General features: G+C 60.1%; 21 protein-coding genes. 5 read left to right on the forward strand and 16 right to left on the reverse strand.

The features are described 5' to 3' along the window. Positions 1-115 precede the first annotated feature (115 nt). Positions 116-1,177 carry a spore photoproduct lyase gene (splB, locus tag GT019_RS02345; protein WP_161741479.1) on the forward strand — a complete coding sequence of 354 codons (1,062 nt, stop codon included), beginning with the start codon at positions 116-118 and terminating at the stop codon, positions 1,175-1,177. Positions 1,178-1,394: 217 nt separating this feature from the next. Here splB and GT019_RS02350 read toward each other — a convergent pair whose 3' ends face one another. From GT019_RS02350 to yidD, 6 genes are all read right to left on the reverse strand, one after another. Continuing rightward, a complete protein-coding gene (locus GT019_RS02350; protein WP_161740779.1) occupies positions 1,395-2,108 on the reverse strand; it encodes a cytochrome c biogenesis CcdA family protein in 714 nt (237 codons plus the stop codon). A gap of 18 nt (positions 2,109-2,126) precedes the next feature. Then, entirely contained in the window at positions 2,127-2,933 is an 807-nt protein-coding gene (locus GT019_RS02355) for a metal ABC transporter permease (protein ID WP_161740781.1), read from the reverse strand. Positions 2,934-2,936: 3 nt separating this feature from the next. Further along, a complete protein-coding gene (locus GT019_RS02360; protein ID WP_161740784.1) occupies positions 2,937-3,737 on the reverse strand; it encodes a metal ABC transporter ATP-binding protein in 801 nt (266 codons plus the stop codon). 33 nt (positions 3,738-3,770) lie between these two features. Next, positions 3,771-4,709 carry a metal ABC transporter solute-binding protein, Zn/Mn family gene (locus tag GT019_RS02365; protein ID WP_161740785.1) on the reverse strand — a complete coding sequence of 313 codons (939 nt, stop codon included), beginning with the start codon at positions 4,707-4,709 and terminating at the stop codon, positions 3,771-3,773. Between the two features lie 141 nt (positions 4,710-4,850). Further along, positions 4,851-6,887 (reverse strand): methionine--tRNA ligase, encoded by a 2,037-nt coding sequence (metG, locus tag GT019_RS02370; protein ID WP_161740788.1) that lies wholly within the window; start codon positions 6,885-6,887, stop codon positions 4,851-4,853. 403 nt (positions 6,888-7,290) lie between these two features. Further along, the gene (yidD, locus tag GT019_RS02375) at positions 7,291-7,566 is read right to left on the reverse strand and encodes a membrane protein insertion efficiency factor YidD (protein ID WP_235946600.1); all 276 of its coding nucleotides are present in this window, start codon (positions 7,564-7,566) and stop codon (positions 7,291-7,293) included. 292 nt (positions 7,567-7,858) lie between these two features. On the opposite strand from yidD, the gene GT019_RS02380 reads away from it, so the two are divergent. Continuing rightward, positions 7,859-8,851 (forward strand): Gfo/Idh/MocA family protein, encoded by a 993-nt coding sequence (locus tag GT019_RS02380; protein WP_161740789.1) that lies wholly within the window; start codon positions 7,859-7,861, stop codon positions 8,849-8,851. 37 nt (positions 8,852-8,888) lie between these two features. Further along, the gene (locus tag GT019_RS02385) at positions 8,889-9,866 is read left to right on the forward strand and encodes an AraC family transcriptional regulator (RefSeq protein ID WP_161740791.1); all 978 of its coding nucleotides are present in this window, start codon (positions 8,889-8,891) and stop codon (positions 9,864-9,866) included. 144 nt (positions 9,867-10,010) lie between these two features. On the opposite strand, the gene GT019_RS02390 is transcribed toward GT019_RS02385, so the two are convergent. The 9 genes from GT019_RS02390 to GT019_RS02430 form a co-directional block, all read right to left on the reverse strand. Further along, complete coding sequence (locus GT019_RS02390) at positions 10,011-11,018, reverse strand: PHP domain-containing protein (RefSeq protein WP_161740793.1); 1,008 nt, start codon at positions 11,016-11,018, stop codon at positions 10,011-10,013. Continuing rightward, positions 11,015-11,863 carry an alkaline phosphatase family protein gene (locus GT019_RS02395; protein ID WP_161740795.1) on the reverse strand — a complete coding sequence of 283 codons (849 nt, stop codon included), beginning with the start codon at positions 11,861-11,863 and terminating at the stop codon, positions 11,015-11,017. The genes GT019_RS02390 and GT019_RS02395 overlap by 4 nt, the downstream gene beginning before the upstream one ends. A 4-nt stretch (positions 11,864-11,867) precedes the next feature. After that, positions 11,868-12,677 (reverse strand): DeoR/GlpR family DNA-binding transcription regulator, encoded by an 810-nt coding sequence (locus GT019_RS02400; RefSeq protein ID WP_161740797.1) that lies wholly within the window; start codon positions 12,675-12,677, stop codon positions 11,868-11,870. Between the two features lie 136 nt (positions 12,678-12,813). Continuing rightward, positions 12,814-13,869, reverse strand: a complete 1,056-nt coding sequence (locus tag GT019_RS02405; protein WP_161740799.1) for an ABC transporter ATP-binding protein — start codon at positions 13,867-13,869, stop codon at positions 12,814-12,816. After that, positions 13,870-14,793, reverse strand: coding sequence for an ABC transporter permease (locus GT019_RS02410; RefSeq protein WP_161740801.1), 924 nt, complete (start codon positions 14,791-14,793; stop codon positions 13,870-13,872). 37 nt (positions 14,794-14,830) lie between these two features. Beyond that, positions 14,831-15,715, reverse strand: coding sequence for an ABC transporter permease (locus GT019_RS02415; RefSeq protein ID WP_161740803.1), 885 nt, complete (start codon positions 15,713-15,715; stop codon positions 14,831-14,833). A 108-nt stretch (positions 15,716-15,823) separates the two neighbouring features. Beyond that, the gene (locus GT019_RS02420) at positions 15,824-16,969 is read right to left on the reverse strand and encodes an ABC transporter substrate-binding protein (protein WP_161740804.1); all 1,146 of its coding nucleotides are present in this window, start codon (positions 16,967-16,969) and stop codon (positions 15,824-15,826) included. A gap of 391 nt (positions 16,970-17,360) precedes the next feature. After that, entirely contained in the window at positions 17,361-19,346 is a 1,986-nt protein-coding gene (locus GT019_RS02425) for a copper amine oxidase N-terminal domain-containing protein (protein ID WP_161740806.1), read from the reverse strand. 154 nt (positions 19,347-19,500) lie between these two features. Next, positions 19,501-19,722 (reverse strand): hypothetical protein, encoded by a 222-nt coding sequence (locus tag GT019_RS02430; protein ID WP_161740808.1) that lies wholly within the window; start codon positions 19,720-19,722, stop codon positions 19,501-19,503. Between the two features lie 141 nt (positions 19,723-19,863). On the opposite strand from GT019_RS02430, the gene GT019_RS02435 reads away from it, so the two are divergent. After that, positions 19,864-20,514, forward strand: a complete 651-nt coding sequence (locus tag GT019_RS02435) for a YktB family protein (protein ID WP_161740810.1) — start codon at positions 19,864-19,866, stop codon at positions 20,512-20,514. Positions 20,515-20,596: 82 nt separating this feature from the next. Here GT019_RS02435 and GT019_RS02440 read toward each other — a convergent pair whose 3' ends face one another. Continuing rightward, a complete protein-coding gene (locus tag GT019_RS02440) occupies positions 20,597-23,599 on the reverse strand; it encodes an efflux RND transporter permease subunit (protein ID WP_161740812.1) in 3,003 nt (1,000 codons plus the stop codon). A 224-nt stretch (positions 23,600-23,823) separates the two neighbouring features. On the opposite strand from GT019_RS02440, the gene GT019_RS02445 reads away from it, so the two are divergent. Continuing rightward, positions 23,824-25,302 (forward strand): spore germination protein, encoded by a 1,479-nt coding sequence (locus GT019_RS02445; RefSeq protein WP_161740814.1) that lies wholly within the window; start codon positions 23,824-23,826, stop codon positions 25,300-25,302. Positions 25,303-25,320: the final 18 nt, after the last annotated feature.

The raw sequence follows: 25,320 nt of genomic DNA on the forward strand, positions 1-25,320 counted from the left end.
CCACGCCGCAACCCGCGCCGGCGCACTTAACTTTCCATGTTTGCGGCCGCGCTTGTTTTCCCAAACTACCCGTATCCCGAACTCGAACCCAAGGAGGCCTGCAGCCATGGGCATCATGACGCCCGAGCATTCGACGCGGCAGAAACGCGTTCACGAATCGTTCATACCCGAACTCGTTTATTTCGAACCCGCATCCCTCGACTATCCAAAAGGACAGAAAATCATGGCATGGGTCAAGGCCATGGACATCCCTTACCTGATGACCTCTTCCCATAACCGGATCTTGAATTTCCCCGGCGAGACGGAATCGGAGCAATACAAGATCGCCAAACGAACCCTCGTCGTCGGCGTCCGTAAAACGCTGAAATTCGATACCTCCAAGCCGTCGGCGGAATACGCCATTCCGATCGCGACCGGCTGCATGGGCCATTGCCACTATTGCTACCTGCAAACGACGCTCGGCGCAAAGCCCTATATTCGCGTCTACGTCAACATGGACGACATCCTGCAGGCAGCCCAAGGTTATATCGACGAACGAATCCCGGAAATCACCCGATTCGAAGCCGCCTGCACGTCCGATCCCGTCGGCCTGGAGCCGATATCCGGCAGCTTGAAGGAGCTCATTACGTTCATGGCGGACCAGGAATACGGACGGCTTCGTTTCGTGACCAAATTCCACTATGTCGATTCTCTGCTCGATATCAAGCATAACGGCCATACGCGGATCCGCTTCAGCGTCAACGCCAAGTACGTAATCAAGCATTTCGAGCCGGCTACCTCGCCATTCGAGGAACGGATCGCGGCCGCGGCCAAAATCGCCGGCGCCGGCTACCCGCTCGGGTTCATCATCGCCCCCATCATCTGGCACGAGGGCTGGCAGAAAGGCTACGCCGAGCTGCTGGACTCGCTCGCCAAGGCGCTGCCGAAGAACGCCTCGTCCAACCTCACGTTCGAGCTGATCCAGCACCGGTTCACGAAGACGGCGAAGAACGTGATCGAGAAACGTTATCCCCGGACGAAGCTCGAGATGGACATCGAGAAGCGCAAATACAAATGGGGCCGCTGGGGACAGGGCAAATACGTTTACCCCGATGAACAAGCAGAAGCGCTCCGCATGTTTATCTCGGAGCGCATCTTTGAACATTTCGAGGATGCGAAGATCGAATACTTCACTTAAAAGTTAGTGAAGAGCATGCCCTGCAGTCAGCACGGATCTCCAATCGCTGTTGTAGTCGGAATAATTTGATCGAATCATTAAAGGTGATTATCCGACTACAAAGGCGACCGCTTAAGGTGATTGTCAACATATCCCTGTCATAAGACAGGAATGCTGTATTCACCTGTCGCTTTTCCGACTCCGTACTGACTTCCGGGCACTAACCCTTCAGAAACTTCTAGAATTTCATGAATTCAGGGGTCACGGAATTGAGCCAAATGGTGATTTTGGTCATTTGGTCCGTGAAGAGCAGGATGCCCATCAGGAGCATGACGGCTCCGCCGATTTTCATCATGAGGTTAGAATAGCGCACGATCCAACGCGTGGATCCGATGAAGAACGCCAGAACGAAGAAAGGAATGGCGAACCCCAGCGCGTAGGCGGTCGTCAGCTCGAACCAGGTGCCCGGCTCGGATGCCGCGAGCAGCAGGATGCTGGCCAGGATCGGTCCCGTGCAGGGCGACCAGCCCGCGGAGAAGCCGATGCCGAAAATGAACGAAGCCAGGTAGCCGGACTTTTTCATGCGCAAGGGCATTTTCATCTCGCGGAGAAGCACTTTCGGCTGAATCAGCCCTACCAAGATCAGACCCATCAAAATAATAAGCACCGCCGACAATTGGCGGATGAGGTCCTGGTACTTCGAGAATTGCTCGGCGAAGGCGTTCGTGCCGTAGCCTAGCGTATAGTATACGATCGAGAATCCGAGTATAAAAAACAGCGTATGGCTCATCGTGCGAATCCGCACTTCCCTGCCGGGACGCTCGCTCTTGAGGTCGGCGACGGATACGCCGGTTATGTACGATAGATAAGACGGATAAAGCGGCAGGCAGCACGGCGAGATGAATGATGCGATCCCCGCCCCGAACGCCGCCCATACCGTTACGTCTGACATGAATGATTCCTCCCGCTTCTAGCCTGCGCTGAACTTTCTCCTAAAGGAGAGCAGCACCAACAGTATAACGATCAGCAGCATGACGACCGTGCCGCCCGGAGCCAAATTCCATAGACCGGCCGTCATTAACCCGGCAACGACCGCCAATTCGGCGACCGCGACGACCGTCACGATGGACTGCCGGAAGCTCCTGGCGATGACGAGACTGCACGCGGCCGGAATCGTGAGCAGCGCCGATACGAGCAGCGCTCCGACGATCTTGATGGAGACGCTGATGACGAGCGCCGTAAGAATGCTGATCATGAAATTGAAATACCGCGTAGGCAGCCCGCTGACCGCCGCCGCATCCTCGTCGAACGTAAGCAGGAACAATTCCTTGGCATGCAGTCCGATCGCCAAGAGCACGACGACCGTCACGATGCCGATCAGCAGCAGGTCGATCGTATCGAGCGTATAGATGCTGCCGAACAAATAACCGGTGACGCTGACGTTGAAGCCTTTCCCCAGCGAGAACAGCAGCGACGCCAGCGCCACGCCGCCGGACATGATAATGGCGATCGACAGCTCCGCGTACGTTTTGTATGCCTTGCGCAGCTTCTCGATGGCGAACGTCGCCGCGATCGCGAACACGAGCCCGACCGCCACGGGGTATACCCCGATGAGAAATCCCAGCGCCACGCCCGCGATCGATACGTGCGACAGCGTATCGCCGATCATCGACAATCGCCGCAGCACGAGAAACAGCCCCATGAGCGGCGCGGTGATGCCGATCAGAACGCCTCCGATCAGCGCCCTCTGAAAAAATTCAAGCGTTAAGATATCCAACCGTTATACGCCTACTTTCCCTCTCTCCATGGAATGACGCAGCTCTCGAAGGCTGTGCGTCAGGTTCGTTTCCACACAATCCTCGAGATCGTGGGAATGCTTCACGTAAAATTTGATCTTTCCGCTCTGCTGCTTCGGCTCGTGCCCCAGGTAGGACCGAATCATCTCCATGTCGTGCGACACCATCAGGAACGTAATGTTATGGTGCTGGTGCATGTGCTTGATCAGATGAAAGAAACCCTCCTGCGTCTCCGCGTCGATGCCCACGGTCGGCTCGTCCAGTATGAGCAGCGCCGGGTTATTGATGAGCGCCCTCGCCAGGAAGGCCCGCTGCTGCTGGCCGCCCGACAGCTGTCCGATGCGCTTCCCGGCCAAATCCTCGATCTTCATGGCATGCAGCGCTTCCTCGCATTTGACCGCGTCGGCCTTCGTCACCCGCTTGAACAGCTTGCCGCGATTGTACAATCCGGACAGCACGACCTCCCGCACCGTTGCCGGAAACAGCGGATTGAACGAATTCTTCTGCGGCACGTAGCCGATCCGATCCCAGTCGCGAAACTCGCCGATCGGCTTGCCGAATAGCTTGATGGTACCGTTCGTCGGCTTCAGCAGCCCGACGATCATGCGCATCAGCGTCGTCTTGCCCGCGCCGTTCGAGCCGATCACGCCGACGAAGTCGCGTTCCTGCACGGCAAAGCAGACATCGTCGATGACCGGCCGCTGCTCGTACGCGAACGAAACGTTATCCAGCTCGATGATCGGCTCGTGGCAATTCAGCCGCGACGGCCCTTCTTGAATCCACATACAGCTTCACTCCCGATCCCGTACACGCTAGTTCTATTGTAAAGCCTGCACCAGATTTTGCAAATTCGCTTCCATCAGCGAGAAGTAGTCTTCCCCCTTGGACGCCTGCTTCGGCGTCAAACCTTCCAACGGATTCAGCACCATCGTCTCGACATGCGCTTCATGGGCGAGCGTCTTGGCGATTTCGTCGGAGACCAGCTCTTCGAAGAAGATATATTTGATGCCGTTCGCCTTCACGAATTTCGAAATTCGCAGCAAATCCTGCGCTTTCGGCTCCGCATCCGGCGACAACCCCATTATCGCCACTTGTTTCAGCCCGTAATCACGCGCCAGATACGCGAACGCTTGATGGGACGCCACGATGTCCTTATGCTTGAGCGGCGACAGCGTCTCCGAATATTCCCGGTCGAGCGCCTTGAGTTTCTGTTCGAGCACCGCGTAATTCGCTTCGTACCCGGCCTTGTGCGCCGGATCCGTTGCCTCGAAATTCCGCAGCACCGTGGCCGCCATGACCAGCATCGACTTGGGGCTGACCCACGTATGCGGATCGACATGGCCCGCATCCGCGCTGCCGCCGTCCGGATTCCCGGACAGTTTCTCGATGCCTTGGCTCGCTTCCACCGTGACCAGCTTGGAAGCGCCGGGCAAGCCTTGAAGAAAATCGTCGACCCAGCCTTCCAAGCCCGCGCCGTTGTAAAGAAACAGCTGCGCGTTCGAGGCCGTGTCCAGATCCCGGCTCTTCGGGCTCCAGTCATGCGGCTCGACGCCCGCCGGAATCATGTTGATGACGTTGGCTTCCTGGCCGCCGATCTGCTGGGAGAGGAAATAGAGCGGATAAAAGCTCGTCACCACGTTCAGCTTCCCTTCCACGAGCTTGCCTTGGCCGGAAGAGCCGCAGCCCGCCGCGAATGCCGCCATTACTACGAGCAAAGCCGCCGCGACGGCTTTGCGAAACTTGGACTTTCCTGACATTGCCGCACCTCAGTCTATCTATCTTCGTTCATAGCCGCGTTCATAATCGTAAACATTACTATGACGATTATATAGAGGGGCATGGTCCCTGTCAACAAACAAACCGCCGAAGCGTCGGGCTCCGGCGGTCAAGATTCACGCTTATTTCACAATTGCGCCGTTCGGCATATCGTCCGGCACGGTGGCGAGCGTCAGCTGATCGCCGTGGGACGCGGCCAGGATCATCCCCTGCGACATCTCGCCGCGCAGCTTCACCGGCTTCAAGTTCACCACGCAGATGACCTTGCGCCCGACGAGCTCCTCCGGCTTGTAAAACTTGGCGATGCCGGACACGACCTGGCGCTGCTCGAAGCCGAGGTCCAGCTGCAGCTTCAGCAGCTTGTCGGCTTTCGGGATCGGTTCGGCGGCGAGCACCTGGGCCACGCGAAGCTCGACTTTGACGAAATCGTCGATGCCGATTTCTTCTTTGGATTCCGGCGCAGCGGCCGCTTCGAGCGCGGTTACGGCTGGAGCCGCGTCCACTGCGGCTGCGGCTGCGTCCGCCGCGGCAGCCGGAGCCTCCTGCGCAGCTTCCGGCTCGGAAGGCGCAGCTCCGCCGTTCATGGATACGGCGATGAACGCCGTTTCTTCCGCGACGTCAAGACGCGGGAAGATCGGATCGCCTTTCGCGACGCGCGTGCCCCCTGGCAGGCTGCCGAAGCGCTTCGTGCTGTCCCAGGCGGTAAGCTCGCCTTCGGCGATGCCCAGCTGCGCGCGGATCTTGAGCGGCGCGTTCGTCAGGAACGGCTGAAGCAGGATCGAGATGATGCGCAGCGATTCCGCCAGGTGGTGCATGACGGAAGCCAGCTCGCCGCGCTTTTCTTCGCTCTTGGCCAGCGTCCACGGCTGCGTTTCGTCGATGTATTTGTTCGTCCGGCTGACGAGCTGCCAGATGGCGGTAAGCGCGACCGAGAACTCCATCCGTTCCATCGCCGCTTCCACCTGCTCCGCCGTGCCTTGGGCCAGCGCGGAGAGCTTCTCGTCGAACGCCGTGACCGGTCCCTCGTAAGCAGGCACTTCGCCGGCGAAATATTTGTCGATCATCGCGACCGTCCGGTTGAGCAGGTTGCCCAGGTCGTTGGCGAGATCGAAATTGATCCGTTCCACGAAATTTTCCGGCGTGAACGTGCCGTCCGCGCCGAACGGCACCTCGCGCAGCAAATAATAACGAAGCGCGTCGAGGCCGTAACGGTCGATCAGCGTCACGGGATCCACGACATTGCCTTTCGATTTGGACATTTTGCCGTCCTTCATCAACAGCCAGCCGTGGGCGAAAACTTTCTTGGGCAGCGGCACGTCCAGCGCCATCAGCATGATCGGCCAATAAATCGTATGGAACCGGACGATTTCCTTGCCTACCAGATGAACGTCCGCCGGCCAGAATTTGTCGAACCGTCCGCTCTCGTCCGTACCGTAACCGAGCGCCGTGATGTAGTTGGACAGCGCATCGATCCAGACGTACACGACATGCTTCGGATCGCCCTTGACCTTGACGCCCCAGTCGAAGGTCGTGCGGGATACCGCGAGATCTTCCAGTCCGGGCTTGATGAAGTTGTTGATCATCTCGTTCTTGCGGGATTCCGGCTGGATGAAATCCGGGTTTTCTTCATAGAATTGCAGCAGCCGGTCGGCGTACTTGCTCATCCGGAAGAAATAGCTCTCTTCCTTGACCAGCTCCACGGGACGTCCGCAGTCCGGACAGTTGCCGTCAACGAGCTGGCGTTCCAGGAAGAACGACTCGCACGGCGTGCAATACCAGCCTTCGTAATGGCCTTTATAGATATCGCCCTGCTCCAGCAGCCGGTCGAAGATCCGCTCGACGACAACTTTGTGGCGCTCTTCCGTCGTCCGGATGAAATCGTCGTTGGAGATGTCCAGCTTCTTCCACAGATCCTTGATCAGCACGACGATATCGTCAACGAATTGCTGCGGCGTCTTGCCCTTCTCGGCGGCTTTGCGCTCGATCTTCTGCCCGTGCTCGTCGGTGCCCGTCAGATACCAGACATCGTAACCGCGCAGGCGCTTGTAGCGCGCCATGGCATCGCCCGCCACGGTCGTGTAGGCATGTCCGATGTGCAGCTTGTCGCTGGGATAATAAATCGGGGTCGTGATGTAAAAGGTTGGTTTCGTTTCGCTCATGGGTAACACTCCCTCTTGCCTGCCGGAGCAAGCATGCATCGTTTTCGAAAAACAAAAAGAGCCCCCGTCCGCCATGGGACGAAAGCTGTCGCTAACGTGGTACCACCCAAATTCCTCTCTTCCGTCCGGCGGCGCCGCATGGCACTCGCGATAAAGGAAGAAAGCTTCATTCGGCTCACCCGCATCGGATGAGCATCAGACCGGTAACGAGGTCAGTCGCCGCAGCCTTGCCCCAGCCAGTCGCGCGCTGCTGCTCGAAAGCGGTTCTCCCGGACCATTTTCCTTAAGGCTGCACCCTGCCGGTTTCCAGCTGCCCCGGCTCTCTGGTAAGGTCGTCGCGTAAGTACTTATCCGTTCATCGAAAAATGGTATGCGTTTATTGGAAGGAATGCTCTTGCTGAAACTATACCGAATCCCCCGAGGGGCTGTCAAGCGGGGCGGTTGGCCTGCGTGCAAGCTCCTCGCGCGTAGGAGGCACGTAGTCGATCCCGCCGGGATGAAAAGGGTGACAGCGGCAAATGCGCTTGGCCGCGAGCCAGCTGCCGCGCAAGGGCCCGTGCTTGTCGATCGCCTCCAGCGCGTAGGCGGAGCAGCTCGGATAGAACCGGCACGTCGGCGGCTTGATCGGCGATATGAAACGGCGGTAAACGTGAATCGGCGCTTTGATGATCGTCCGCATGGCGGCACTCCTTTCGGCGGCGTGTCGGCGCTTTGGCCGCGCTGGCGCGCAAGGCTTGTCTGCTTCTATCATGACGCAATTCGGCGTCTGCGTCAATTTGCGGCCGGCTTGCGAAATGACGACAGCCGGTTTGTCGCGATTTTGCAGATTTATTGTCATGGAAACATATTATAGCGCGATTTTATTTGTGTTACCGTATACATGTGTCGCATAATTAGAGCATATAAAACTCTAATCGCGCGCCAAATCCAAGGCAAACCGGCCTTGACCCACTATTAGGAGGAATAAATCAATGATTCGCATCGCAATGCTCAGCTACTGGCATGTTCACGCTTGGGATTACACGAAAGACGTGCAAAACAATCCGAATTCCGAGGTCGTCGCCGTCTGGGACGAAATTCCGGCCCGCGGCCAGGAAGCCGCAGCCAAGCTCGGCGTGCCTTTCTTTGCCGATCTGGACGAGTTGCTCGCCCGCACTGACATCGATGCGGTCGTTGTCGATACGCCGACGAACATTCACCGCGACGTCATGGTGAAAGCCGCACGCGCCGGCAAGCATATCTTCACGGAGAAAGTCATCGCTCCGACGACGAAAGAAGTGAACGAAATCATCGCGGCGGTCCGCGAAGCCGGCGTGAAGCTGACGGTTTCCCTGCCGCGCCTCAACGACCGCTATACGCTGGCTGCGCAAGAAGTGCTTAGCCAAGGACTGCTCGGCGAGCTGACGCAGGCCCGCGTGCGTCTCTCCCACAACGGCGCGATCGCCAACTGGCTTCCGGAGCATTTCTACAATCTCGAGCAGTGCGGCGGCGGCGCCTTGATCGACCTCGGCTGCCACCCGATGTACCTGACCCGCCTCTTCCTCGGCCTGCCCGTCAGCGTGAACGCGACGTTCGGCTACGTGACCGGCAAAGAAGTCGAAGACAACGCGGTCGCGACGCTTCGCTACGAGAACGGCGCGATCGGCGTCGTCGAAGCGGGCTTCGTCAACGCCCACTCCCCGTTCAGCGTGGAAATCCACGGCACGGAAGGCTCGCTGCTGTACGGCACGCCGGATGAAGTCGTGCGCGTGCGCAGCAACAAGCTGGATGCGCAGGAATGGGTCACGATCGAACAACCGGAGAAGCGCATTTCCGCCTTCGACCAATGGGTCGGCCATGTGCTGAACGGCACGGAAGCAACGGAAAACGTCGGCCTTGCCGTCGATCTGACGAAGCTGATGGAAGCCGCGACGATCTCGAACGCGGAGAAACGCTCGGTATCCCTGTCCGAGCTGCAAAACTAAGGTCCGTTCAACGAAACGGGGAGAGGAGGAGTACAACATGGCCAAGCCGTTCGCTTATTCATTGATGGCCGAACGCAACGACGCGATCGACCGCCTCGATATCCAATTCCGCTGGGGAGGCTACGGGTTTCGCGTGCTGCGCTGCCACTTGACCTCCTTTTCCCCCGGCAAAATCGTCCGTTTCCACAAGCACTCGGAATACGAGTTTCATTTTATTCCGCGCGGCAAAGGAACCGTCGTGCTGGAGGAAAGCGTCTATCCGCTCCACGAGGGACTCTTCTACCTGACAGGACCGAACGTGATCCATCAGCAGGAAGCCGACGCGCGGGAAGCGATGGACGAGCTCTGCCTCCATATCGACATCGTGCCGATCAAGGAAACGGATCAGGAAGGGAACTGGGGCGATCCGTGGGAACGCCACGAAGCGGAAGCCTGCATCCGGGCGCTCGATACGCTGCCGATGAAGCCGCATGTCGATCAGTACAACGCGATGGCCTGGTTCCTGACGGCCTATCGCGCTTGGAACGAAGGCCAGCCCGGCGCGTTCTCGACGATCAAGCAGGCGATCATCCAGATCCTGCTGCGTTCCGCGCGGATGTCCGCCATTCCGAACGTGACGTTCGAGCCGCCATCGCGCAACATCAACGAGCACCGGTTCCGGATCGCGACGCAGTTCATTCACGACAACTACGCGCAGCCGCTGACGCTGCAGGAGGTCGCCGAGCGGATTCCGATCAGCGCCAGGCAGCTGCAGCGGGTGTTCCGCGAGCAGGGCGAGGATTCCTTCACGGCTTACCTGGAAAACTACCGGCTCTCCCAGATCTGCTCCGCCATCGTCGAAGGCAGCCGCCCGATCGAGCAGATCGCGCTGGAGCACGGCTTCGCGAGCAGCAATTACTTGTACTACGTCTTCAAGAAGCGGTTCAACATGACGCCGAAGCAATTCCGCAAGCAGCATGCGGGAGCGGGCGCCGAGGCGGCTCCCTTCGTTGCCGCCGCTCAAGGCCGGCGCTAGCGAGCGGCGCTCGAAGACGAAACAACGGCAAACGCAGAAAAGCACCTTCCCGATCCGCGGCAATCGCGGTCCGTGAAAGGTGCTTTTTGCGTTCGTGCGCCGGAGAGCGACCCGGCAATCCGCAGCGGCCCGACCCGGAGTCGGCTACAAGCCGCATGTATGGCGCCTGCCGTCCTTGAACCATACGGCCTCCGTATAGCCGATTCGCTTGGCCAGCTCGACCGCCTCGTCGATCATCGTGCCGAGATCGTCGGGAAAATGCGCATCCGAGGAAAACGTAACCGGCACGCCGCAGGCATGCATCGCGGCGAGCAGCTCGGGACTCGGGCACATCTCCTTCACGGGGTACCGGTAAGCGAGGCCCGTGTTCACTTCCGTCGCGACGCCCGCTTCCGCGAACGCGAGCGCCGTCTCCCTGTACAGCTCCGCCAGCCGTTCTTCATCCGGCCGGTAACCGAACACTTTGAGGTTATCGGGATGCGCGATCATATCGAACAGCCCGCTGCGGGCCGCCCGCTGAACGAGCGCGAAATGCCGCGCATACAGCGACTCCAGGTTCTCGTCCTCGAACCGGTCCGCCGTCTCCGGGTTGTCGAAGCCCCAGCCGTCGATGAAATGGACGGAGCCGATCACGTAATCCACGTCCAGCGTGCCGAGCAGCGCGGCCAGCTCCGCTTCCCCGCCGGCGAAATAATCCGCCTCGACGCCGACCGACAGCGCCCCGTCGCGGCCGGCGGCGTCTCGGGCCGCTTCGATGAACGCGGCCGCCGACGTCACGCATACCCGGTCCAGCCATTCCCGCTGCAGGATGCCGAGCGGCGTGTCGTCGACGCGGATATGATTCAGATAATACGGCTTGAACTCCTCGAACCGGTACAAATGATCGACCAGTCCGAAGCGTTCGATCCCCTTGCGCCTTCCCTCGGCCAGATACCGTTCGATCCAATCGGGGCTGAACGGTCCCTGCTCGATCCGCCGTCCCAGCGCTTGGCTGACGCCGCCGACCCACGCCAAGGAATGGAGCGCGGAACGCTCCGTCTCCGCTTCCCGCCCGACCCCGGGCGCCGTTGCCGCGAGCGCCCTCGCCGTCCGCTCCAGCCAGCGCAGCGAATACGGTCCTTCTTCCAAGTGAAAATGAAAATCGACCTTCATTCCCCGGCCCCGCCTTCGCGGGCAAGCTGCAGCGAGCAGCCCGGCAGCGCCGCGGGTCTCATCGCTGGCGAGCCCGGGATGCCAAGCAGGCCGCACACGAGCGGAGCCACCGCCAGCTGCGGAATAGGCGCTTCGTAGACGCCGGGCGTGAATTCCGGTCCGATGGCGTAGAACGGCACTTCCCGTTCGCCGCGGCCGGTGCCGCCATGCTGGCCGAATTCGTTCATCCCGTGGTCGGCCGTGACGATGACGCGGTAACCGTGTTCCAGCCACGCGGGAAGCACGCCGGCGAGAATCGCGTCCGCCGTGCCGGCCGCCTGCCGGTATTGGGCCGAATCCGATCCGTGCTTATGCCCGATATCGTCGATGTTCATCGGATGGATGTACAGAAAATCCGGCGCATAAGCCTGCCGAAGAAACTCGGCGTCGGTGAACAGATGCGAATCCGGATACGTGTCGTCGAAATAAAACAGCCCGTATTGGATCGGCGACGTGCCGTCCAGCTGAATCCGGTCGGTCAGCGGATTGAACGGCGCGCGGTTGTACAGCTCGCTTACCCAGTGATAGGCCGCCGCCGCGGTCGTGAGTCCGCGCTCGGCTGCAAGATGAAAGACGCTGCGCTGATTCGACAGCCTGACCGTATGATTCGCCGTAATGCCGTTCTCGACGGGCGGCGTCCCGGTGAGGAGCACCTCGTACAGCGGCCGCGATAGGCTCGGCAGCTCCGAGCTGACGCGGTAGCAGGCGGCGCGCTCCTTCTCGACCAGATGCTCCATATAGCCCATGACGGCGCGCGCCGTATCGTAGCGCAAGCCGTCCAGCACGACCATGATCGTTTTCCGCATGCCGTTATTCCTCCTTCTTGTGATCGGACGCGGCCTTGATCCACTGCACGCCCGAGCGGTCCACGGCGTGCTTCCATTCGTCCGGGCAGTCGACGTCGCAGATGATCGCTTCGACCCCGTCGAACGGCAATATCCGCGCGAACGTCGTCATGCCGAGCTTCGAACGGTCGGCCAGCACGACGACCCGCTGCGCGCAGCGTGCGAACAGCTGCGACATCGAAGCTTCGTTCGCGTCGTAATCGGTGATGCCGTCGACGAGCGATACGCCGCCGACTGACAGGAATGCCAGATCCACCCGGAACTGCTCCATCATCCGCTCGCACAACGGTCCGCTGATCGACTGCTGCTCCGGATTGAGCTCGCCGCCGAGCAGGGTCACCTTGCCGCGAAACCGCCCGTGATTCAGCGAATCCGACAACACCCCGGCGACGGCGACGGAATTCGTAATGACTTTCAGCTGCTGCTTGTCCTGGATGGCCTTCGCCAATTCCATGGCCGTCGTGCCGACGTCGATCACGATCGTGCTGCCGTCCTCGATCCAGTCCGCGGCGGCCCGGCCGATGGCACGCTTCTCCTCCGCGTGCTGGCTCTGCCGCTGCGCATACGGCGGCTCGAGCGGACTGTAGGCTGCATGCTTGACGGCCCCGCCGTAGACGCGCCGAAGCTGGCCTTCCCGCTCCAGCACGTCGAGATCGCGGCGGATCGTCTCCGAAGACACCATGAACCGGTTGGCAAGCGGAAGCACGTTCACTTTGCCTTCGCTCTCGAGGAGCTGGATAATGCATGCTTTGCGTTGTTCGGATGAAACTGACAATTGCGTCACCTCTGCTATGTTCGCTAACGATGTTCGTTTGGCGCGGTTCGTTGGAAAATTCGGCTTGCTGTTAACGGTCATGCTATGTGGCGCCTTGCCCATTAGCCGTGATGGCCGAAGGGCTGTTAAAACGCCGCTAGCCTTGAAGCGGGACGCACGCATTACGGTCGACTTCGAGCCGCACCCGGGCGCCCGCCGCATGGCGGCTGCTCGCCGGCGCGTTCAACTCGTCCGTCGTAATGCTCAGGTTCCCGACTTGCACGGTATAGCGCAGCAGGGCTCCGAGCGACGTGCAGTCCGACACAGTGCCGTCCATCGAATACGCGTCCGCCGGGCTGTCCCCGCTTCCGTCGTCCGCGGCGGATATCCGCACGGCTTCCGGCCGGATCGCGTACGCTTCCGGTTCGAAGCCGGCTGCCGAAGCCGACTGCGTCCGGCCGATCACGGCCATTTCCTCGGCGCTCAGCACGTTGTAATTGCCGATAAAACGCGCGACGAACGCCGTTTTCGGCCTGGCGTAAATCTCCTCCGGCGTTCCCGTCTGCTCGATCCGTCCCTGGTTCATGATGCAGATCCGGTCCGACATCGTCAGCGCTTCTTCCTGGTCGTGCGTGACGAACAGCGTCGTCATGCCCAGCTCCTGCTGGATGCGGCGAATTTCCACCCGCAGCATTTTGCGGATCTTCGCATCGAGCGCGCTCAGCGGCTCGTCCATCATCATCAGCTTCGGCTGGACGGCAAGCGACCGCGCGAGCGCCACCCGCTGCTGCTGGCCGCCGGACAGCCGGTGCGGATATTGCCCGCTTTTCTCGGACATGTCGATGATCTCCAGCATCCGTTTGACCGTACGCTCGATTTCGGCGCGCGCCATGCCTTTCATTTTCAAACCGAACGCCACGTTATCGTAAACCGTCATGTTCGGAAACAGCGCATACGATTGAAAGACCATCCCGACGTTGCGCTTCTTCGGCGCCATGTTCGTCAGGTCGACCCCGTCCAGCCGGACGCGGCCTTCGTCGATCTCCGTCAACCCGGCCACGCAGCGCAGCAGCGTGCTCTTCCCGCAGCCGCTCGGACCGAGCAGCGTGACGAATTCGCCCTTCTCCACGCCAAGCGACAACGCATCCAGCACCGGCGCTCCGCCGGCATTTCCGAAATATTTCGATACCCGTTCGAATTCAACATAGCTCATTTAGGATTCCTGACCTCCTTGCAGCGTGATTCCCGGCGCGGCTGTTCCCGGGCTCGCTCCTCTGCCCTTCTTGTTCCCCGTCGCCGGCTTGTCGTCGTCCGCGGGACTCGGCGCGTTCAGCACGCGCTTGCCCAATCTGAGCATGACGCCGGAAATAATGGCCACCAGCACGAAATACGTAATCGATACCGCGCTCGACAGATGCCCGCTCTCTCCTTGGCGGCGGTACAAATAAATCTGGATCGTCTCGTATTGACCTCCGACCAGCAGATTCGCCAGCACGAATTCGCCGAACAGCACCGCGAACGACAGCAGCAGCGAGACGGTCAAGCCCGGCATGACGTTCGGCAGCAGCACGTAACGGAACGCCTGCCAGCGTCCGGCGCCCAGCAGCATCGCCGCGTCCTGCAACATGACGGCATTGACCGAGCGCAGGCTGTTGCGGATGCCTTGATACATGAACGGCAGCACCACGACGAAATACGCGCCGCAAAGCAGCCAGATCGTGCCCGAGATGGCGAGCGGGCCGGAGGAATAGAGCCGGATCAATCCGACGGCGGCAACGACGCCCGGCACCGCATATGGAATCAGGGCCAGCATGTTCAGCACCTTTTCCCATTTGGGGAACTCGAGCACGACGATGATGACCGTCGGCACCATGACGGCGGTGCTGACGATCAGGCTGATCCCGCACACGACGATCGACCGGACGAACGCCTCCGTGAACCGGCTGTCGTGCAGCAGATCCTGGAACCACTTCAGCGTCCACGATTCCGGCAGGATCGTCGTCTGCCAATTGCCGGCCAGCGCGTACAACAGCGTCGCTACCAGCGGGAGCACCAGATAAATGATCAGGATCGCCCAGACGATGCGATGAAACCGTCCCGCGCTTCGACGTCCCCGCGGTTTATTGCTTTTCAACATGAACGCCTCCTTCCGCATTGCTTTCCGCATGGCCGGCTCATCCGTTCGTCTGCTCCTTGCGCAGTCCGCGCATCAGACGGGCATTCACCGCGAGCGCCGCCATCATCATCAGGCCGAGCAGCACGGCGAGCGCGCTTCCGAGCTGCGGCTTGGTCACGACGTCGCCGGCGACCAGAGACCCGATCCGGATCGCCAGCAGGTTGAAGTTGCCCCCGACGAGCGCATAAGCCGTCGCGTAAGCCCCCATGGAATTGGCGAACAGGATGATGAACGTGCCGGCAAGCCCGGGCAGGATGACCGGAAGCCCGATTTTCCGCCAAAACGCGAACGAGCCGGCGCCGAGCAGCGCCGCGGCTTCCTTCCATTGCTCCGAGATGCCGAAGTACACGGGATACAGCAGCAGCGTGGCGAGCGGAATTTGGAAATACACGTACACCAGCATCAGACCGGTCCAGGAATACAGATCGGGACTGAAGGCGTCGAGACCCCACGAATCCAGCAGGATCGTGAAGATCCCGTTATTGCCGAGCAAAATGATGTAGGCGAACGCCAGCGGAACGCCGGCGAAGTTGGAAGACATGTTCGAGATGGTCAGCAGCCGTTCCCTGGCCGCCCCGGACAGCTTCGTGAGCGAATACGCGGCGAACAGCGACACGACGAGTCCGATGACGCTGGAACCGAGCGAGATCGTGACGCTGTTCGTGATCGCTTTCAGATAGTACGGACTGGTCAGCGCCGTCGCGTACTGGGCTAACGTATAATGCGTCTCGTCGTCGGACAACAGGCTGGTCATGACCAGGTAGATGAGCGGCAGCACTTCGAACGCGACGATCAACGCGGCAAACGGAATCAGCGCGAGCGCGACCGGTTTGAAACGAAAACGGCGCGCGGGTTTCTTGGCAAGCGTCAACGGTTGGCTCATCCTCTATCCCTTCCTCGTGAAGGCTCGATTGTCGTCGGCCGCGCGACAGGCGAACGCGGGCGGCGCTTGTCTGCGCCGCCCGCGTTCGGGCCGCATCGGCCGGTTCGATTAGCTTAAATGAATCAGGACGTTATCCTGCCACAGCTGAGGCAGTTTCTTGGCGGTCTCGTCCCAAGCGCTGTAGTCGGAGATCGGCTTGGCGTTCTTGTATTGGTCGAGCGGAATCAGCTTGGCGGACACGTCGTCCGGCAGTTTGACGCTGTCGCGGATCGGACGGGCGAAGCCCTTCGCCAGGTTGATCTGGCCGGCATCGCTGAGAATGTATTCGCGGGTCAGCTTGGCCGCTTCCGGATGCGGAGCGAATTTGTTGATGATCGTGGCGTAACCGCTCACGACGCTGCCTTCCGAAGGAATCACGACCTCGAATTGATCCGGATTGATTTGATCGCGGTAACCGAGGGCGTTGAAATCCCATAACAGGCCGACCGGAATTTCGCCTTTCTCGAAGTTGGCCGTCGTCACGTCGGCGCTGCTGATCCGATTTTGTTCCGCGAGCTTTTTGAAGAAGTCTACGCCCGGTTGAATGTTCTTCTCGTCGCCGCCCATCGCGATCGACGCGGCCAGAACGGACATTTGCGCCTGCGCCGCTTTGGTCACGTCGCCGACGGCGATTTTATAATCGCCCTTGAGCAGGTCGTCCCAGCTTTTCGGTACATCCTTCACGAGGTCTTTGTTGACCATGAACGCGATCGTGCCTTGGTAGCCGACGACCCAATTGCCGTCCGCGTCTTTCGCCCACGACGGGATTTCGTCCCAGTAGGACGTTTTGTACGGCTGCGTTACGCCTTTCTCGGCCGCGACCGGACCGAACGCGATCCCGACGTCGCCGATATCGGCGGTCGCCTTGTCCTTCTCGGCTTCGAATTTGGCGATTTCCTCGGCGCTCGACATATCCGTATCGGTATGCTTCAGGCCGTACTTGCTGTCCATGTCCGCCCACGTGTCTTTCCAGTTCGCCCAAGAATCCGGCATGCCGACGCTGACGACTTCCCCTTGTTCCTTCGCTTTGCTGGCCAGCTCGTCCACCGAAAGTTCGGCCGGCGCCTCCGCGTTGGCGTTCGTTTGCGCATTGCCTCCGTTTTCGTTTGCCGCCGCGTTCGAGCCGTTGTCGTTCGCTTTCGTGCATGCCGCCAAACTTACCGTCGTCAGCATGACGGCCAAAAGCATGATGCCTTTCGTGAGTTGCTTTCTCATGGTTTCTCGTCCCTCTCCTTTTGTGAGTTGTTGAGACATGATGACTGTTTCTATCTGGTTTTACTTTAACAGCCATATGTTTTCGGTTTTTCAACCCAGCATGTTTCATTTGTAAAAGCAGTCCAAATCAGGAAAGGTTGCGCGGAATAGGCAACTCTCATGTTCGAGTCCTGATCCGCCCGGACCGAAAACCAACATTCGATTCAAAATCCAACATCGGATTCAAAGATGAACGTCGGAAACCAACACCGACCCAACATCGCGAACGGGCACCGGAATCCAACGAAAAATCCCCCAATCCATCGCGAGATGGATTGGGGGATGCAATTGGGGCGCGGCTCCGGGCTGCGTCCGGTTATCGCCGCTTATCGTGATTCCGTAATATCACAGGTTACCAGCGAAGCTCCGGCAGCGGCAGGAAGGTCATCGCGATCGGCAGGTTGCTGCCGGCCGCGAGCGTGAAGACGATGTCGACCGATTCTTCCGTCGCTCCGGTCCGGTACAGCGCCGTTGCCTGGGTGTTGTTCATCATCGACGTCGACACCACTTGGCCGTTGACCATGAACGCCCCGATGTACAGGCCGCCTCTCGCATTGAGCGCGATCAGCGTGCGCGGCGCCACATGCGGCAGATGCATGCGGTACAGCGTGCCGAAGTTGCCCGTGTTGTACTGCAGCTGGCCGGTCGTGTCGTCGATGCCGTCCAAGTATTTGTCGATCGTTTTGTCGCCCAGCACGATGCGCTGCTCGGTGTTGCCGAGCGTATCGTTGATCTCGATGGAACGGTCGGCGTTGTAGAACGTGCCGCGCACGTGAATGCCGTCGCGCGGGATGACGGCCATATTAGGCAGCTCCGCGACCGGATCCTTGCCCGCTGCCACGACGACGATATGGAACTGCAGCTCCTGATCGCTGAAGATGTCCGCGTAGGCGGTCAGCACTTCGTCCGCCTTCATCGGCGTCTTCGACAGCTCCGGCAGGATTTCGATCGTTTGATGCGGCCGCACCGTCATCCATTTCGGAGCGGGGTTGCTTTGGTACGCGTTCAAGTAGCGCACGACCGCCATCTTGCCCGTGTTTCCGACGACCGGATCGGGTCCGCCGACGCCGATCGAGCTCGTGTTCACGTTCACGACCGTGCTGTTGTTGTTCGTGGCCAGCAGGTACATGCGAACCGGATAGCCGATCTTATTCACGTTATGGAACATGAAGCGGACTTGCCCGGTCAGCTGCGCCTCGTAAGCGATCCCTTCCTGCGTCAGCGTCTCCGGGCTGTTGCTGCGCACCAGCTGGGACGTTTCGGAATTGACCGCGTACGTGATCGTCGGCATTTTCGGCACCGAATCGGGATCGATCGGGAAATTCTCGCCCGGCCTCGTATTCAAGCGGTAATACTCGTCCTTGGTATACAGGACTTCGCTCGTGACCGTTACCGTCCTCGTCACCGTCGACGTCAAGCCGTGCTTATCCTCGACGACCAGCGTGACGGTCTTGTCGCCGGGCTCGAAGAACACGCCGTCGTTGCCGGTAAACGTGCTCTTGACGATGGCGTTCTCGTCATCCGTGCTCATATCGATATAACGGACTTGCTCGCCGATGCGGTATTGCGATTTCTCGGTGGTAAAGTCCGCGACGGGCGGCTGATTCGGCGCTTTGACCACGACGGTGACGGCGTACGGATCGCTCCACGTGCCGTTGCTGTCCTGCACCTGCCGCGAAACGACGTACGTGCCCGCTTCGGGGAAGACGTCCATCCGGCCGTCCCACCGTTCGTCGATGAACGGCATGCCCGTCGGATTCGCCGCGTGATCGATATACGTCACCTGCGTCTGACCCGCGTAAATCTCGGAAGGCTGCACCTCGAAATTCGCCGTCGGCTTCGGCGGGACGACGACGGTCGACCACGTCAGCGTGATCGTCTTGCCGATCGCCGCGACCGCGCTGTCCGCCATCTCGCCCCACGAACGAAGCGGAACCATGAGATAGCCGTTCGAAATGTACGCGGCGCCGGTCAGCTTCGTCAGGACGCCATCCCGGTATGCGAAGCCGCTGCCGATCTTGAACACCAGCTCGTGCTTGTCGTTCCTGGCGATCGATTCTTTCTTCTGGGCGTCGTACGAAATCGCGTATCCGTACCGCTTGGCGATCGAGCTGAACGGAATGAACGTTCGGCCCTCGATGTTCGCGACGGGCTGCGCGGATTGGTACGCCGTCCCGTTATGCACCATCTTGGCGCTCCCCATCGTCAATACGAGCTGATTCGCGGCCGTGGCGTACCCCGCCGCGTCAAGACCCTCCGCGTAAACGTTCTTCGTCGCCGCATGCGTGAAAGGCACGAATAAGAACGATAAAATCAATAACCATTTAAGCGACTTCATGTTGTGTCTCCTTTTCTTTCTCCTTTGTGGCTCTGCGCGGGAAGCGTCATGGCCGGCTGTTCTGCAGCCTACTCTGACACCTTTGACGCAAATTTAACCTTAAAGTTGCGAAGGAGTTGTAAAGAGACAAGTTTTGACATCTGTTGCGAAGCGATCAACCGTTCACGCGCATGTTGATCAGGAAGAACGTAACCATGACAATGAACGAAGCCGAAGCGAGCATGCCGAACGCCAGCCGGGTCTTCTTCCGCTTCGCCACCAGCGGCGCATCCGCCTCCTGGCGGGCGGCGGTCACCGAGCGGTGCATGAAGAGAAACACGATCGCGAGCGTTACGAACACCATATTCGATAAGAACCATAATTGCTGCCAAAACATGAATGACCTCTCCCAACCTTAGGTGTGCAACCATACTAAAGTAGACTAACGGAATAGCCGCGAGATTGCAAACGCGAACCTATGCTATAATAGACGAACCAAACATGCGTTTCCCCGCGAAAGAAAGGATGATTCACTGCCATGACCCTGACGACTGAACCGGCAAACCGGGCATTCGCCGGATTTGCCCCCGACGACTTCGACGTCTTCGCGGTTCCGGGCCTGGAACCCCGCATGGATGCGCTCATCTCCCGCATCCGTCCTAAATTGAACGAGCTCGGCGAGCAGCTGTCGCCGTTCCTGACGGAATTGTGCGGCGAACCGATGTTCCCGCACGTCGCCAAGCACGCGCGCCGGACAATTAATCCGCCTAACGATACCTGGGTCGCCTTCGCGCCCGGCAAACGCGGCTACAAAATGTTTCCGCATTTCCAGATCGGCTTGTTCGGGTCCCACCTGTTCGCGCAGTTTGCCATCATTTACGAGTCCGACAACAAGACCGTCTTCGCGGAACACGCACTGCGGCAGCTGGACGAGATCGAACGGAACATTCCCGGCCACTACCTCTGGTCGGGCAACCATATGGTGCCCGGCGGCGACACCCAGGAGGAGCTCGGCCGCGACGGACTGGCCAAGCTGCTGGAGCGCCTGCGCACCGTCAAAGCGTCGGAAGCGCTGTGCGGCATCGTCATCGACCGCCAGGATCCGATCCTGCGGGACGGCGAGGCGTTCGTCGCCAAAGTGAAAGAGACCTTCCGCACCGTGCTGCCGCTGTACAAGATGTCGTTCTGAGCGAACGGCCGCAACCGGATACGACGACGAAGAGCCCCGCGCCGGATAACCGGCGCGGGGCTCTTGCGCGTTCAGGGCTAATTTACGCCGCGTGCTCCACGCGAGCATTGCTTCGCTGGCGCTTGGATTTGCGGAAGAAGAACAGCTCGTAGATGCACGGCACGATCACGAGCGTGAGCAGCGTCGCCGCGGCCAAGCCGCCGATGACGACGATCGCCAAGCTCTGCGAGACGATGCTTCCGCTCTCCGAGGATCCGAAGACGAGCGGCAGCATGGCGGAGATCGTCGCGATGGCCGTCATCAGGATCGGACGGGTACGGGTCGCGGCCGCTTCGACGAGCGCCTCGCGAATCGTCATCCGCTGTTCGTTCTGCTTCACGCGGTCGATCAGGACGATGGCGTTCGTCACCACGATGCCGACCAGCATGAGCGCGCCGAAGACGGCGGTGAAGTCCGGCGTGACGCCCGTGACGAGCAGCCCCACGACCGCGCCGATCGCCGCGAGCGGCAGCGAGCACAGGATCGCGAGCGGAGCGCGAAGCGTCTTGAACGTGACGACCATGATCAGATAGACGATGCCGATCGCGATCAGCATGATGATGCCGAGATCCGCGAAGTCGGACGATTGGTCGGCCGAAGCGCCGCCGACGGTATACTTGACGCCTTCCGCTTTCTTCAGGGCGTTTACTTTCTTCGCGATTTCCTTGCCGACGATCGACAGCTGGGCCGGATCGACGTCCGCCATGACGCGAACGTACGGCTTGCCGTCCTTGTGATAGAAGACGCTAGGCTGCTCGCTCTTGACGAGCTTCGCGACCGACGATACCGGCGCAGGGCCGGAGGCCGTCATGATGGTAAGCCCGTTTAAGTCCGCCGGCGATCTCGGATCGACGGAAGGCTGCAGGACCACGTTCGTTTGACGGTTATCGATCGTCAGCGCGCCGAGCGGGATCGGATTGAGCAAGCCTTGCAGCTGGGAAGCGACCTCTTGGCCGTTCGATTTTGCCGGATCCAGTTGGAACGTATACACCGGCTTCTTCTCTTCCTGGTTCGTCTTCACTTTCAGCACGTCCTTCACCGGCTTGATCGCCGCGATGACCTGGTCCGCGCCTTTGGCGATCGCGTCGAGGTCGTCCCCCGTCACGTCGACGAGCACCTGCGTGCCGCCGGAGCCGCTCATGAAGTCCATGGCGCCCGCGTTCAAATCCGCGCCCGGGAACGCCGCGCGCTGCTTCTGCACGTCGGCGATGACTTTCTCGGCGTCCGCGCCTTTCTTCATCTGCACCAGGTACGTCACGAGCGTCGGCGAGGACACTTCGCCGTATTGGGCGCCGTCCGAACTGTTGCCGTTCTGCATCAATGCCCAGTCGATGCCGGCTTGTTGACCGAGGAAGCCTTCCAGCTTGCGCCCGCCTTCGATGACGGCCTCATGCGGCGTTTCGCTCGGATATTCCAGCGTGATGTTCAGGTTCGACGCGCTGGACGAATCCAGCGCTCCCTTAGGCATCGCCATGTACGCGCCGACGGATCCGACCAACAGTACGACCGAGACGACGAGCGGCACCCATTTATGCGCCAAGCACCAGCCGAGGAAAGCGGTGAACCGTTTGGAGCCTTCGTGCTCCTTCATTTTCGTGTTGCGCAGCAGCACGGCGCTCAGCAGCGGCACGACCGTCAGCGCGACCAGCAGGGACGAGAGCAGCGAGTACGTCACCGTCAGCGCGAACGGCAGCAGGAACGCCTGCAGCGAGCCGCGCAGCAGCCCCATCGGCAGGAACACCGCGACCGTGACGAGCGTGGACGACGTGATCGCAGTTGCCACTTCCTTCGTGGCGTCCGTGATCAGGCCGATCGAGAACGATTCTTTCTGGAGCCGGCGGTAGATGTTCTCGATGACGACGATGCTGTCGTCGACGAGACGGCCGACCGCGACCGCGACCCCGCCGAGCGTAATGATGTTCAGCGTCACGCCGGAAACTTGCAGCAGGTAGAGCGTGATGCCGAGGGACAGCGGGATCGAGACGATGGTCACGAGCGTCGCCCGAAGATTGCGCATGAACAGCAGAATAACGATCGTGGCGAACAAGGCGCCCATCAAGACTTCGCGCAGCATGGAATTCACGGAATGCACGACCTGCTCCGACGTGCTCGACAGCACTTGGATATCGACGCCCTTGACGTCCTTGTTGAGCCGCTCGACCGTTTCCTGCACGGCGTCGCCGACCTTCACGGCATTTGCGTTCGCCGTCTTGGATATCGTCAGCATGAGCACGTCCTTGCCTTTCAGGCTGCTGATGCTTTCCCGCTGCGTATCCATCTTCACTTCCGCCACGTCGCCCAGCGTCACGCCCTGCGCCACGGGCAATTTGCGCAGCGTGTCGAGATCGTTCACGCTCGCTTCGACGCTCAGGTTGCCGGAGGCGCCGTCGATCGTTTTCTCCCCGATGGAAGCCGAGACGTTGCGTCCTTGCAGCACGCCCATCAACGCCTGGAACGGCACGCCCTTGGCCGACAGCTTCGCCGCGTCCGGCACGATCGACACGCTCGGCGCCGACTTGCCGCCGAGAGACACCTGACCGGCGCCGTCGACTTTTTTGAATTCGTCGATCAGGTCTTTCTCGACTTTATCCCGGTCGGCTTCGTTCACGCCGTCCAGCCCGACGGATACCCAGGAGATCGGGATCATCGAGGTGTTGAACTGGACCACGTACGGCGTCATGACCCGTTCGGGCAGCTGCACCGCGCGCACCGCCGCTTCCACCTCCGCCTTCGCGTCCTTCATGTTCGTCTTGGAGTCGAACGACAAATCGATCTTGGAGAAGCCGTTGCCGGACGACGAGGTCATGAGGCTCTTGCCTTTGACGAACTGAACCGCCTCCTCGAGCTTGGCCGTTACCTCGGTTTCCATCGATTTGGCGTCGTAGCCCGGGCCGATCGCGGCGATCGTGACCATCGGGTTATCCGCTTCCGGCAGAAATTCCATCGGCAGCCGGAAATAACTGACGACCCCCATCGCCAGCGCCATCAGCACGACGAGCTTCATCCCGGCCTTATTATTGAAGGCCCATTTCGTAATCCATTGCATTTCTCTTCCATTCCCCTTTCAGACTATGGTTCTCCTCGGAACTCCTTGTTAAAGTCTACCTGTTCCCGCCGGTGGCGCGTAAACGTCTGCAGACCAGTCTTTCTCCCCGACCTGAGACGGAGAACGAGCAGCGTCCGGCGACGTAGCCCGCATGCCCCATGCATAAAAAAGGGCCTGATTTGGAACGCTGATAATCAAGCCAAAGCTGGAAGGGAAGGGATGTTATGGCAGTGCCGGTCTTCAGCGACATCGACAAGAACTCCGCGTACCTCCGCGCCCGCTTCCATCCCTGCTCGGATCTGACCGCCTACCGGTGGCATTACGGCCCCGGACTCCGGCTGAAGGCGATGACCTTCTACCTGGACACGCTCGTGTTGGACAAACGGACCAACTATTTCAAGCAGATGCTGCAGGACCTCGTGCAGCACGAGATCGGCGACGGCTCCGAGGTCACGCTGGAAATGATCGTCAAACGCTTCGGCAACCACATCGGCTCGGAAGAATCCGGCCTGGTCATCGATTCGCTGGAAGAGGCCGAACAGTTCATTCTAAGCGGCTGCCTGATCATCTTCATCGACGGCTGGGATCACGCGATCAGCTTCCACCCGGGACGGTTCGAGACGAGACAGGTCAGCGAGCCCGTCACCGAGCCCGTCGTCCAAGGCCCGCGCGAATCCACCGTCGAGAATTTAAAGAAAAACATCGGCATGATCCGCGCGCGCATCCAGAACTCCAGCGTCAAATTCAACTTCCTGCAGACCGGAGGCGAATCGCGCACGGCCATCGCTTTCGGCTACATGGAGGGCATCGTGGAGCAGCAGGTACTGGACGCGTTCGTGTCGCGGATCGGACTCCTCCCCGACGGAGACGTGCTGGAGACGAGCTATATCGAGGATGTCCTCGAGGAACGCACGTGGACGCCTTTCCCGCAATTCCGCTACACGGAGCGCACGGACGTCGCCGCTTCCGCCTTGCTGAACGGCAAAATCATCGTGCTCGTCGAAGGAACCGGCAGCGTGCTGATCGGCCCGACCACGTTCTTCGAGCTGCTGCAATCGAGCGAGGATTTCTACCAGCGGACGCTGATGTCGAATTTCATCCGCGTGCTGCGCTTCGCCGCGCTGATGATCGCGCTCGGCCTTCCGAGCTTGTACATCGCGATCTCGACGTTCCATCCGGAAGTGATACCGACCGTGCTGTTGCTCGCCGTCGTCGACGCCAGGGAAGGCATTCCGTTTCCCGCCTTCGTGGAGGCCGTCTTGATGGTATTCATCTTCGAAATTCTGAGGGAAGCCGGCATTCGGCTGCCGCGCCCCGTCGGCTCCGCGGTCAGCATCGTCGGCGCCCTCGTCGTCGGGGAAGCCTCCATCAACGCCGGCATCGTCTCGCCGAGCATGGTCGTCGTGATCGCGCTGACCGGCATCGCGTCGTTCGCGCTGCCGCAGTACAACCTCGCCGTCTCGCTGCGGCTGCTTCAGCTTCCGCTGATGATCTTGGCTGCGATGCTGGGCATCTTCGGCCTGATGATCGGCTTTTCCCTGATGTGGATCCACTTGATCGGACTCAAGTCGCTTGGCGTCCCTTACATGAAGCCCTTGGCGCCGTGGACGGTCGGCGAACTGCAAAACACGGTGTACCGCAAACCGCTGAAAGCGTTGATGAAAAGCGACAAAGCGCGCGGACGCCGGCAGGGGAACTCGTAACGAACGGAAGGCATAGGA

The organism is Paenibacillus glycinis, from assembly GCF_009909185.1.
In the GTDB taxonomy this organism is placed as follows: domain Bacteria; phylum Bacillota; class Bacilli; order Paenibacillales; family Paenibacillaceae; genus Paenibacillus_Z; species Paenibacillus_Z glycinis.

Bases quoted from the DNA above. Each gene is read 5' to 3' on its own strand.
- splB (WP_161741479.1), top strand. From the start codon at position 116: ATGACGCCCGAGCATTCGACGCGGCAGAAACGCGTTCACGAATCGTTC.
- GT019_RS02350 (WP_161740779.1), bottom strand. From the start codon at position 2,108: ATGTCAGACGTAACGGTATGGGCGGCGTTCGGGGCGGGGATCGCATCA.
- GT019_RS02360 (WP_161740784.1), bottom strand. From the start codon at position 3,737: ATGTGGATTCAAGAAGGGCCGTCGCGGCTGAATTGCCACGAGCCGATC.
- GT019_RS02365 (WP_161740785.1), bottom strand. From the start codon at position 4,709: ATGTCAGGAAAGTCCAAGTTTCGCAAAGCCGTCGCGGCGGCTTTGCTC.
- metG (WP_161740788.1), bottom strand. From the start codon at position 6,887: ATGAGCGAAACGAAACCAACCTTTTACATCACGACCCCGATTTATTAT.
- yidD (WP_235946600.1), bottom strand. From the start codon at position 7,566: ATGCGGACGATCATCAAAGCGCCGATTCACGTTTACCGCCGTTTCATA.
- GT019_RS02380 (WP_161740789.1), top strand. From the start codon at position 7,859: ATGATTCGCATCGCAATGCTCAGCTACTGGCATGTTCACGCTTGGGAT.
- GT019_RS02385 (WP_161740791.1), top strand. From the start codon at position 8,889: ATGGCCAAGCCGTTCGCTTATTCATTGATGGCCGAACGCAACGACGCG.
- GT019_RS02390 (WP_161740793.1), bottom strand. From the start codon at position 11,018: ATGAAGGTCGATTTTCATTTTCACTTGGAAGAAGGACCGTATTCGCTG.
- GT019_RS02395 (WP_161740795.1), bottom strand. From the start codon at position 11,863: ATGCGGAAAACGATCATGGTCGTGCTGGACGGCTTGCGCTACGATACG.
- GT019_RS02405 (WP_161740799.1), bottom strand. From the start codon at position 13,869: ATGAGCTATGTTGAATTCGAACGGGTATCGAAATATTTCGGAAATGCC.
- GT019_RS02410 (WP_161740801.1), bottom strand. From the start codon at position 14,793: ATGTTGAAAAGCAATAAACCGCGGGGACGTCGAAGCGCGGGACGGTTT.
- GT019_RS02415 (WP_161740803.1), bottom strand. From the start codon at position 15,715: ATGAGCCAACCGTTGACGCTTGCCAAGAAACCCGCGCGCCGTTTTCGT.
- GT019_RS02420 (WP_161740804.1), bottom strand. From the start codon at position 16,969: ATGAGAAAGCAACTCACGAAAGGCATCATGCTTTTGGCCGTCATGCTG.
- GT019_RS02425 (WP_161740806.1), bottom strand. From the start codon at position 19,346: ATGAAGTCGCTTAAATGGTTATTGATTTTATCGTTCTTATTCGTGCCT.
- GT019_RS02430 (WP_161740808.1), bottom strand. From the start codon at position 19,722: ATGTTTTGGCAGCAATTATGGTTCTTATCGAATATGGTGTTCGTAACG.
- GT019_RS02435 (WP_161740810.1), top strand. From the start codon at position 19,864: ATGACCCTGACGACTGAACCGGCAAACCGGGCATTCGCCGGATTTGCC.
- GT019_RS02440 (WP_161740812.1), bottom strand. From the start codon at position 23,599: ATGCAATGGATTACGAAATGGGCCTTCAATAATAAGGCCGGGATGAAG.
- GT019_RS02445 (WP_161740814.1), top strand. From the start codon at position 23,824: ATGGCAGTGCCGGTCTTCAGCGACATCGACAAGAACTCCGCGTACCTC.